8 protein-coding genes are annotated in these 9,844 nt (G+C 72.3%); 6 read left to right on the top strand and 2 right to left on the bottom strand.

Annotated features, from left to right (window positions below):
* A partial coding sequence (locus tag KN815_RS28375; protein WP_253209292.1) for an NB-ARC domain-containing protein occupies window positions 1-1,344 on the bottom strand: 1,344 nt, incomplete at its 3' end.
* 157 nt (window positions 1,345-1,501) lie between these two features.
* Between KN815_RS28375 and KN815_RS28370 the strand changes: the two genes are divergently transcribed.
* Window positions 1,502-2,731 (top strand): amidohydrolase family protein, encoded by a 1,230-nt coding sequence (locus KN815_RS28370; RefSeq protein WP_216344744.1) that lies wholly within the window; start codon window positions 1,502-1,504, stop codon window positions 2,729-2,731.
* A gap of 165 nt (window positions 2,732-2,896) precedes the next feature.
* Here KN815_RS28370 and KN815_RS28365 read toward each other — a convergent pair whose 3' ends face one another.
* Complete coding sequence (locus KN815_RS28365) at window positions 2,897-3,943, bottom strand: AraC family transcriptional regulator (RefSeq protein ID WP_216344743.1); 1,047 nt, start codon at window positions 3,941-3,943, stop codon at window positions 2,897-2,899.
* Window positions 3,944-4,153: 210 nt separating this feature from the next.
* Between KN815_RS28365 and KN815_RS28360 the strand changes: the two genes are divergently transcribed.
* The 5 genes from KN815_RS28360 (at window position 4,154) to KN815_RS28340 (ending at window position 9,762) form a co-directional block, all read left to right on the top strand.
* On the top strand, window positions 4,154-5,101 hold the full coding sequence (locus tag KN815_RS28360) for a TIGR03619 family F420-dependent LLM class oxidoreductase (RefSeq protein ID WP_216344742.1): 948 nt from the start codon (window positions 4,154-4,156) through the stop codon (window positions 5,099-5,101).
* Between the two features lie 22 nt (window positions 5,102-5,123).
* Window positions 5,124-5,906 carry an SDR family NAD(P)-dependent oxidoreductase gene (locus KN815_RS28355; protein ID WP_216344745.1) on the top strand — a complete coding sequence of 261 codons (783 nt, stop codon included), beginning with the start codon at window positions 5,124-5,126 and terminating at the stop codon, window positions 5,904-5,906.
* Between the two features lie 153 nt (window positions 5,907-6,059).
* Window positions 6,060-7,187, top strand: coding sequence for an LLM class flavin-dependent oxidoreductase (locus KN815_RS28350; RefSeq protein WP_216344741.1), 1,128 nt, complete (start codon window positions 6,060-6,062; stop codon window positions 7,185-7,187).
* 84 nt (window positions 7,188-7,271) lie between these two features.
* Window positions 7,272-9,014, top strand: coding sequence for an N-acyl-D-amino-acid deacylase family protein (locus tag KN815_RS28345; RefSeq protein ID WP_216344740.1), 1,743 nt, complete (start codon window positions 7,272-7,274; stop codon window positions 9,012-9,014).
* Window positions 9,015-9,018: 4 nt separating this feature from the next.
* Window positions 9,019-9,762 (top strand): SDR family oxidoreductase, encoded by a 744-nt coding sequence (locus KN815_RS28340; protein WP_216344739.1) that lies wholly within the window; start codon window positions 9,019-9,021, stop codon window positions 9,760-9,762.
* Window positions 9,763-9,844 lie beyond the last annotated feature (82 nt).

Raw genomic sequence — 9,844 nt, 5'->3', positions numbered from 1 at the left:
CATGGCGTACACCCGCGCCGCCGTGGCGAGGTAGAAGTCCAGCAGCCGCGACAGCGCCTCCTCGCGCTCCGCCGCCGCCCGCGACTCCCGCTCGGCGCAGGCCCGTGCGTAGAGCCGTACGAGGTCATGGAAGCGGTAGCGTCCCGGTACGGCGGACTCCAGCAGCGAGATGTCCACCAGCGAGGTGAGCAGCCGGGCGGTCTCCTCGACGTCGAGGCCGAGCACCGCGCCCGCGGCCGGCAGCGAGATGTCCGGGCCGCCGACCAGGCCGAGCAGGCGGAAGGCGCGGGCCTGGGCCGGGTCGAGCTGTCCGTAGCCGAGTCCGAAGGTCGCCGTGACGGCCAGATCCCCGGCCCGCAGCTCGTCCAGCCGCCGCCGCTCGTCGGCGAGTTTGCGGGCGAGAACGGAGACGGTCCAGGTGCGGCGGGAGGCGAGCCGGCAGGCCGCGATGCGGATGGCGAGCGGAAGGAAGGAGCAGGACGCCACCACCTCCATGACCGCCGCGCGCTCGATCACCGCCCGCTCCTCGCCCACGATCAGTGCGAAGAGGGCGAACGCCTCCGTCGGGCTCATCGCGTCCAGGTCGACCAGGTGGGCGCGGTCCAGGTCGCCCATATGGGCGCGGCCGGTGATCAGCGCCACGCACTCCGGTGCGCCCTCGCCCGGGAGCAGCGGCCGGACCTGGGCGGCCTCGCGGGCGTTGTCCAGCAGGACGAGGACCCGGCGGCCCTCGAGAGCGGCGCGGTAGAGCGCGGCGCGCTCCTCGGTGCCGTCCGGGATGGCGGCGTCGGGGATGCCGAGCGAGCGCAGGAAGGCGCCGAGCACGGTTTCGGGGTCGGCGGGGGAGGAGCCCGCACCCCCGAGGTCCACGTAGAGCTGGCCGTCGGGGAAGTGGTGGCGGGCGGTGTGTGCGAGATGAACGGCCAGGGCGGTCTTGCCGATGCCTCCGATACCGGCGACGGCGATGGCGGCCGGCCGCTCGGAGGGGGTCGCGAGCCGGTCGTTCAGCTCCCGTACGAGATCCTCGCGGCCGGTGAAGTCGGCCACCGCGGCGGGCAGTTGCGCGGGGCGGACGGCGGTGGCGGCGGCCAGGGGGCGCTGCGGGCGGCCCACGGCGGTGGGCCGGGAGAAGCCGGTGGCGGGCCGAGGGGCCGCGTGCGGCCGGAGCCCGGGGACGACTTCGGCGCCGTAGCCGCTCTCCCACTCCAGCCCGATCCGCGTCCGGTCGAGGGCGGGGTCCGGGTCCTCGCCGAGGGCGAGGCTCGCCTCGTCACCGCGCCACCGCCGGTCCGGTACGGATCCGGTGGAACCTGTCCGCCACCCCAGGCGCTCCTCGCCGACCATGGTGCCCCCCGCACACGCTTCCTCGCTGTACAGCCAGTCTGCCGTGCCTGTGGGCCGTACGTCAGTAAAGAGTTCGACGTGTCCCTGGCATCCCCCGATCCGTGCGGGAGGTGTCCGGTTAGCTGACGATCCGTCAGATCGGCGCTACCGTGCAGTCATGGAGAGCTTCCCGAAGATAATCTCGGTGGACGACCACACGGTTGAGCCCCCTCACGTCTGGCGGGACCGCCTCCCGTCGAGGTACCACGACACCGGGCCGCGCATCGTCCGGGCGCCGCTGAAGGAGATGACCTTCATCGGCGGCCGGTTCGCCCCGAAGATGGGCGCGCCCGGGGACGACGGACCGCTCGCGGACTGGTGGGTGTACGAGGAGCTGCACCGGCCGCTGACCCGGCTGGACACCGCCGTCGGCTACGACCGGGACGAGGTCAAGCTGGAGGCCATCACCTACGAGCAGATGCGGCCCGGCTCCTTCTCGGTGCCCGACCGGCTCGCGGACATGGACGTCAACCACGTCCAGTCGGCGCTCTGCTTCCCGACCTTCCCCCGCTTCTGCGGGCAGACCTTCACCGAGGCCGCCGACCGCGAGCTGGGGCTGCTCGGGGTCCGGGCGTACAACGACTGGATGGTGGAGGAGTGGTGCGGCCCAGAGGCCCGGGGCCGGCTGATCCCGCTGATCATCATCCCGCTGTGGGACGCCGAGCTGGCCGCCGCCGAGGTGCGGCGGAACGCGGCGCGCGGGGTGCGGGCCGTCTGCTTCTCGGAGATCCCGCCGAATCTGGGGCTGCCGTCGATCCACACCGACGACTGGGACCCCTTCCTCGCCGCGTGCGACGAGACCGGCACGGTCATCGCGATGCACATCGGCTCCTCCTCCAGGATGCCCTCGACCTCCGCCGACGCGCCCCCCGCGGTCGGCTCCACGATCACCTTCGCCAACTGCTGCTTCTCGATGGTCGACTGGCTGATGAGCGGGAAGTTCGAGCGCTTCCCGAACCTCAAGGTGATGTACGCGGAGGGCCAGATCGGCTGGATCCCCTACATCCTGGAGCGTGCCGACGTGGTGTGGGAGGAGAACCGGGGCTGGGGCGGAGTGGCCGACAAGGTGCTGCGCCCGCCGTCCGAGCTGTTCGCGGAGCATGTGTACGGATGCTTCTTCGACGACGCCTTCGGGCTGCGCAACCTCGACGCGATCGGGGTCGGCAACGTGCTGTACGAGACGGACTATCCGCACTCCGACTCCACCTGGCCCAAGTCGCGCGAGGTCGGCGAGGCGCAGATGGGGCATCTGGCGCCGGATGTGGTGGACCGGATCGTGCGCGGCAACGCCATCGACCTGCTGGGGCTCACGGCGGACGGGCTCTGGGCGGGGGCGCCGGGGGGATAGCCCCGGGCCGCCGGGCTTCCGTGGGGCCATGGTCACGGAGGTCCGTGGCGCCATGGTCACGGAGGAGCAAGAAAGCGGTCACTGCCGGTCAATGACATCCTCCGGGTGCTCCGGCAGGCTGTGGGGCATACCGGCCCTCCCCCTCCCAGCGCCGTCACCCACCCCTTACGAAGTGACAGGGGCCGTGGGTGGTGCGGAGGGCCGGGAGTCCGTGCGTGCCGGGCGTCGCGGGGTTACGCCCGGCGCGCCGGACACCAGCGCCAGGTGTCGGTAGTCGCTGGGCGGCATGCCGTACGCGGCGCGGAAGGCGCGGCTGAAGACGGCGGGGTGGGCGAAGCCCCAGTGGGCGGCGAGCTGGTGGATGGGGACGGTGTGCCGTCCGGGGTCGGTGAGGTCGCGCCGGACGCGGTCCAGCCGCTGCTGCCGGATCCATGCGGAGACCGTGGTGTCGCGGGCCCGGAAGAGGCGGTGCAGATAGCCGACGGAGATGTGGTGCGCGGCGGCGATGGTGGCCGGTGACAGCTCCGGGTCGGACAGATTCCGCTGGATGAAGCTCTGCACCCGTAAGGCCAGGGTGCGCCGGTGGGTCTCGGGCGGCAGGGCGTCGTCGGCCTCGACGGCCTGGGCGAGCAGCGCCGCCGCCAGGTCGATCAGTACGGTCCCCAGGCGCGGGCCGTCGGAGGGGCCGTAGGAGCCGCGGTCCGCGGCCAGCCGGGCGAGGAACCCGGTCAGCAGGGCGCCGACGCCGTCGCGTGCCGGGATGGGCCGGGCGAGCAGCCGGTCGATCCGGTCGTGCGGGACCGGGATCAGGGCCTTGGGGATCTCCAGGCCCACGCCTCCGGGAGGGCCGCCGAAGGCCAGGCAGTCGAAGGGGCGTGAGGTGTCGACGACATAGAGCCCCTGCGCGCTGTGGGCGGCCTCCTGGCGGGACTGGGAGACCTGGAGGTTTCCCTCCTGGATGAACGAGAAGTGGTACAGCTCGGGGTCGGACTGCCGGATGAGCTTGGGCGTCCGCCGGAAGTTCATCTCACGGAACTTCGTGGGCCACACGGAGGCGGCGCCGAACTCGAGGATGCGCACCTCTCCCCGGAAGTCACCGGTGTGGTCGCTGCTCATCTCCATCGGCGCCAGGAGTTGTGTCATCTGCTCGCGCCAGAAGTCGAACCGATCCGCCCTGGGCAGATCGTCGCAGCGGAAGACCGTCTCGATCATCACGTGCCCCTCTGTGTACCCCTTACTGTGCCCCCGTGGTGGCCCCTGAGCGGGGCGGCGGGCGATGGGCCCGAGGTCCGAACGTCCGTACGCTAGCAGGGCTCCCCATGCGGGACGAGGCCGCCGTACCCCTTGTCTGATGGACCGTCAGATATCACTATGGCCGACGTCCGATACGACGATGGCGGTCCACCGACGAGGAGGCCCGGCATGCGCGTCCTGCCCCGGGGCCGGTTGAGCTACGGCATGCAGTTGCCCGTCCAGTCGCAGTCCACCCTTTACGCCGAGCCATGGGAGGCGGCGGCGGGCCCGGCCGAACTGCTCGATGTCGCCCGCGCCGCCGACCGGCTCGGCTTCGCCTACCTGGCCGTCTGCGACCATGTCGCGATCCCGCGGCGGCTGGCCGCCGCGATGGGCACCGTCTGGTACGACCCGGTGGCCACCCTCGGCTGGCTCGCCGCGGCCACCGAGCGGGTGCGGCTGCTCAGCCATGTGGCGGTGGCCGCGCTGCGGCATCCGCTGCTGAGTGCCAAGCAGTACGCGACGCTCGACCACCTCTCCGGCGGCCGGCTGATCCTCGGGGTCGGGGCCGGGCATGTGCGGGAGGAGTTCGAGGCGCTCGGGGTGGACTTCGCCCGGCGCGGGGCGCTGCTGGACGAGACCGTCGACGCGCTGAAGGCGGCGCTGGGGCCGGAGGAGTTCCCCGACTTCCACGGGGAGCGGTTCGCGTTCAGCGGTCTGGGGCAGGCCCCGCGCCCCGCCCGGACGCCACGGCCCCCGCTGTGGATCGGCGGCTCCTCGCCCGCGGCGGTGCGCCGGGCGGCGATCCGGGGCGACGGCTGGCTGCCCCAGGGCGATCCACGCGACCGGCTGCCCGGCCAGATCGCCCGGCTGCGCGCGCTGCGGGAAGAGGCGGGGATCGACGAGCCCGCCGAGCTCGGCGCGATCACCGAACCGCTGTACGTGGGCGAGCCCGGCTGGGACGTGGGGCGCCGCACCCTGACCGGCGCGCCGGAGCCGCTGGCCGAGAGCCTGCGCGCGTACGCCGCGATGGGGGTGGACCAGATCCAGGTGCGGTTCCGCTGCCGGGACCACACCGAACTGATCGACCAGATGGCGGCCTTCGCCGCCGATGTCGCTCCGCACCTCGATCACTAGCTCGATGACTAGGGAGAACGGAATGGGCAAGCTGGACGGGCGGGTCGTCGTCATCACCGGGGCGGCGCGCGGACAAGGCGAGCACGAGGCGCGGCTGTTCGTGGCGGAGGGCGCGCGGGTGGTCCTTGGTGACGTGCTGGACGAGACGGGCGAGGCGCTGGCCAAGGAGCTGGGCGAGAGCGCCCGCTTCGTCCATCTGGACGTGGGCCGGGAGGACGACTGGAACGCCGCCGTCGAGGCCGCCAAGGACGCCTTCGGCGCGGTGGACGGCCTGGTCAACAACGCCGGGATCCTCCGCTTCAACGAGCTGGTCAGCACCCCGCTCACCGAGTACCTGGAGGTGGTCCAGGTCAACCAGGTCGGGGCGTTCCTGGGGATGCGGACCCTCGCGCCGGAGCTGGCGGCGGCCGGCGGCGGGACGATCGTGAACACCGCCTCGTACGTCGCCCTGTCCGGTATGCCCTTCCTCACCTCGTACGCCGCGACGAAGGCGGCCGTGGTGGGGATGACGCGGGTGGCCGCGATGGAGCTCGCGGACAAGGGCATCCGGGTCAACGCGATATGCCCGGGCGCGATCGACACCCCCATGACCAACCCGGCCCAGCTCGACCCCGACGCCGACACCGCCGAGGCGTCGGCGGCGGTCGACGAGCTGTACCGCAAGCTGGTGCCGCTGGGCCGGATCGGCCGCCCGGAGGAGGTGGCGCGGCTCGCGCTCTTCCTGTCGTCGGAGGACTCGTCGTATGTGACGGGCCAGCCGTTCGTCGTCGACGGCGGCTGGCTGACCGGCGTCTCGGTCTTCTGAGCGGCCTCGGGGGCGTGCCTCACTTCCCCGGGGCCGCTCAGCCCCCTCCGGGTCCGGCGCGGCCGCGGCCCTTGACGGTCCCTGTTCGCGGTGCCAGAGTCAATCAAAATCTGACGATCCGTCAGATTGAGTCGTCTGAGGCGGTGAACCTCCATGGAATTCGGACTCTTTGTGCAGGGATACGTCCCTGAAAGCCGACGCCGAACCGACCCCGAGGCCGAGCACCACGCGCTCGTCGAGGAGACCGAGTACGTCATCCAGGCCGACCGGTCGGGCTTCAAGTACGCATGGGCCTCCGAGCACCACTTCCTGGAGGAGTACTCCCACCTCTCCGCGAACGATGTCTACCTCGGCTATCTCGCCCACGCCACCGACCGCATCCACCTCGGCTCCGGCATCTTCAACCCGCTGCCGCAGGTCAACCACCCGGTCAAGGTCGCCGAGAAGGTCGCGATGCTCGACCATCTCTCCGGCGGCCGGTTCGAGTTCGGCTCGGGCCGGGGCGCGGGCAGCCACGAGATCCTCGGCTTCCTCCCGGGGATCACCGACATGAACGCCACCAAGGAGATCTGGGAAGAGACGATCGCCGAGTTCCCCAAGATGTGGCTCCAGGACGAGTACCAGGGCTTCAGGGGCAAGCACTGGTCGCTGCCGCCGCGCAAGGTGCTGCCCAAGCCGTACGGGGGCTCCCACCCGGCGATGTGGTACGCGGCCGGGTCGCCGCCCTCGTACGCGATGGCCGGCAAGAAGGGCCTCGGCGTGCTCGGCTTCTCCATCCAGAAGGTCTCCGACATGGAGTGGGTCCTCGACTCCTACAAGAACGCGATCAAGGAGGCCGAGCCGGTCGGCGGCTTCGTCAACGACAACGTGATGGTCACCTCCACCGCGATCTGCGCGGAGACCCATGCCAAGGCCGTCGAGATAGCGGTCGGCGGCGGGCTCAACTATCTCCAGTCGCTGCTCTTCCGCTACCACGACACCTTCCCCCGCCCCGACGGCATCCCGGAGTGGCCCGAACTGCTGCCGGAGTACACCGAGGAGATCATCGAACTCCTCATCGCCGAGGAGCTGATGATCTGCGGCGACCCGGACGAGGTCTTCCGCCAGTGCAAGCGGTGGGAGCAGGCCGGGGCCGACCAACTGTCGTTCGGGCTGCCGATCGGGATCGGCTACGAGGACACGATGAACACGGTCAAGCTCATCGGCGAGCACGTCATCCCGAAGATCGACACCGATCCGGTGCACCGCACGACCCGCTTCCGCCACGCCGGGAGCCGGTAACCGCGGACGCGAGAGCCGAGGCCGAGTAGCCGCGGGCGCGAGAGCAGCGCCCCGGCAGCCGCAGACGCGAGAAGGGATCCACCCGTGCTCGACCACCTGATCAAGGGCGCCACCGTGGCGGACGGCACCGGCGCGCCCTCCTACGTCGCCGATGTCGGCATCCGGGACGGCCGGATCGTGGCCATCGCCGGGCCCGGGGGCGTCACCGAACCGGCGCGGTCCGCCGAGGACGCCACCGGGCTCGTCCTCGCGCCCGGGTTCGTCGACCCGCACACCCACTACGACGCCCAGCTCTTCTGGGATCCGTACGCCACCCCCTCCATGAACCACGGCGTGACCACCGTGGCGGGCGGCAACTGCGGTTTCACCCTCGCCCCGCTCAACCCCGACCGGCCCGGCGACGCCGACTACACCCGGCGGATGATGAGCCGGGTCGAGGGCATGTCGCTGGTGGCGCTGGAGCAGGGCGCGCCCTGGAACTGGCACGGCTTCGGCGAATACCTGGACGCCCTGGAGGGCCGGATCGCCGTCAACGCGGGCTTCATGGTGGGGCACTGCGCGCTGCGCCGCCATGTGATGGGCGAGGACGCGATCGGCGGACAGCCCACGCCCGCGCAACTGGAGGAGATGCTGCGGCTGTTCCACGAGGCGATGGACGCGGGGGCGTGGGGGCTGTCCACCACCCAGTCCTCGACCCACTCGGACGGGGACGGAGCGCCGGTCGCCTCCCGCCACGCCGCGCCCGAGGAGCTTCTGGCGCTCTCCCGGGCCGTCGGCGAACACGAGGGGACGCAGATCGAGGCGATCGTGGCGGGCTGTCTCGACCAGTTCGCCGACGAGGAGATCGATCTGCTGGTGGAGATGAGCGCGGCCGCCGGCCGCCCGCTCAACTGGAACGTGCTGACCATCGACGCGGCCGTCCCCGAGCGGGTGCCGCGCCAGCTCCAGGCCAGCGAACGGGCCCGCAAGGCGGGCGGCAGGATCGTCGCGCTCACCATGCCGATCCTCACCCCCATGAACATGTCGCTCGGCACCTTCTGCGCGCTCAACCTCATCCCGGGCTGGGGCGACATCCTGGGGCTGCCGATCCCGGAGCGGATCGCGGGGCTCCGCGACCCGGACGTACGGGCGGAGATGCTGCGCCGCGCGGGCAGCCCCGAAGCCGGGGTCTTCCGCCGGCTCACCCACTTCGGGCGGTACGTCATCGGCGACACCTACAGCGCGGCCAACGCCGGGCTGACCGGCCGGGTCGTCCGCGATATCGCCGCCGAGCGCGGCCAGGAGGACTTCGCCGCACTGGTGGAGATCTGCGCCGCCGACGAGCTGCGCACGGTGCTGTGGCCCATGCCGACCGACAACGACCCGGCGAGCTGGGAGCTGCGCAAGCGGACCTGGGAACACGAGGACGTCATGCTCGGCGGCTCGGACGCCGGGGCCCATCTGGACCGGATGTGCGGCGCCCCGTACACCACCCGCTTCATCGGCGACTGTCTGCGCGGCCGGAAACTGGTCGGCCTGGAGCGGGCGGTACGGATGCTGACGGACGATCCGGCGCGGCTGCTCGGGCTGCGCGAACGCGGCCGGATCGCCGAGGGCTACCACGCCGACCTGGTCCTCTTCGACCCCGAGCGGATCGACGCGGGCCAGGCGCGGCTGGTGCACGACCTGCCCGGCGACAGCCCCCGGCTGGACTCCCGGGCGATGGGGATCGTGAGCGTCCGGGTGGGCGGCACCGAGACCATCCGGGACGACGAGATCACCGGCGCGGTGCCGGGACGGGTGCTGCGGTCGGGCCGGGACACGGAGACGGTGGACACGAGGGGCTGAGCCGATGGCACGCGCGGCCCTGATCACGGGCGCCTCACGCGGCATCGGGCTGGCGGTGGCGAAGGCGCTGACGGCGGACGGCGCCGCGGTGTGCCTCACGGCGCGGGACCCGAAGGAGCTGGCCGAGGCCGTACGCCGCCTCGGCCCGCGCGCCATCGGCTGCCCCGGGGACGTGGCGGACCCGGCGCATCTGGAGGCGGCGGTGGCCCGCACCCTCGCGGAGTTCGGCCGCCTCGACATCCTGGTCAACAACGCCGCCACCAACGCCCCGCTCGGTCCGCTGATGGCGGTGGACCCGCTCGCCTGGCGCCTGGCCTTCACGGTCAATGTGGAAGCCCCGCTGCGGCTGACCCAGGCGGCCTGGCGGGCCTGGATGCGCGACCACGGGGGCGCGGTCGTCAACATCTGCACCGAGGGCACCCATGGCGTCGGCCCGGGCGTCGGCGCCTACGGCACCGCCAAGACCGCCCTCCTCCGCCTCACCCGCCAGCTCGCCGCCGAACTGGCCCCGGCCGTCCGCGTCAACGCCGTCTCCCCGGGGCTGGTCCGCACCGAGATGGCCCGCTTCGTCTGGGAGCCCGGCGAGCGGGAGATCGCCGCGGCGCTCCCGCTGGCCCGGATCGGCGAACCGGAGGATGTGGCGCGCGCGGTCCGCTGGCTGGTCTCGGACGAGGCGTCCTGGATCACCGGCGCGGACCTGGTGGTCGACGGCGGCCGCCGGGTCCGCGCGGCGCGGCCTGTCGGCTGACGGGCCGGGGGCTCTCTCTTCCCGGGCCCGGACCGGAGGTCAGTCGTTCGCCGGCGCCGTCAGTCCGTGGCGGTGGAGGAAG

The sequence above is a fragment of the Streptomyces niphimycinicus genome (genome assembly GCF_018883605.1).
Classification (GTDB): domain Bacteria; phylum Actinomycetota; class Actinomycetes; order Streptomycetales; family Streptomycetaceae; genus Streptomyces; species Streptomyces niphimycinicus.
This window is presented reverse-complemented; position numbering and strand designations above follow the sequence as displayed.

What these genes read in the sequence shown, in the direction of transcription:
- KN815_RS28370 (WP_216344744.1), top strand. Translation starts at nt 1,502, where the DNA reads ATGGAGAGCTTCCCGAAGATAATCTCGGTGGACGACCACACGGTTGAG.
- KN815_RS28365 (WP_216344743.1), bottom strand. Translation starts at nt 3,943, where the DNA reads ATGATCGAGACGGTCTTCCGCTGCGACGATCTGCCCAGGGCGGATCGG.
- KN815_RS28360 (WP_216344742.1), top strand. Translation starts at nt 4,154, where the DNA reads ATGCGCGTCCTGCCCCGGGGCCGGTTGAGCTACGGCATGCAGTTGCCC.
- KN815_RS28355 (WP_216344745.1), top strand. Translation starts at nt 5,124, where the DNA reads ATGGGCAAGCTGGACGGGCGGGTCGTCGTCATCACCGGGGCGGCGCGC.
- KN815_RS28350 (WP_216344741.1), top strand. Translation starts at nt 6,060, where the DNA reads ATGGAATTCGGACTCTTTGTGCAGGGATACGTCCCTGAAAGCCGACGC.
- KN815_RS28340 (WP_216344739.1), top strand. Translation starts at nt 9,019, where the DNA reads ATGGCACGCGCGGCCCTGATCACGGGCGCCTCACGCGGCATCGGGCTG.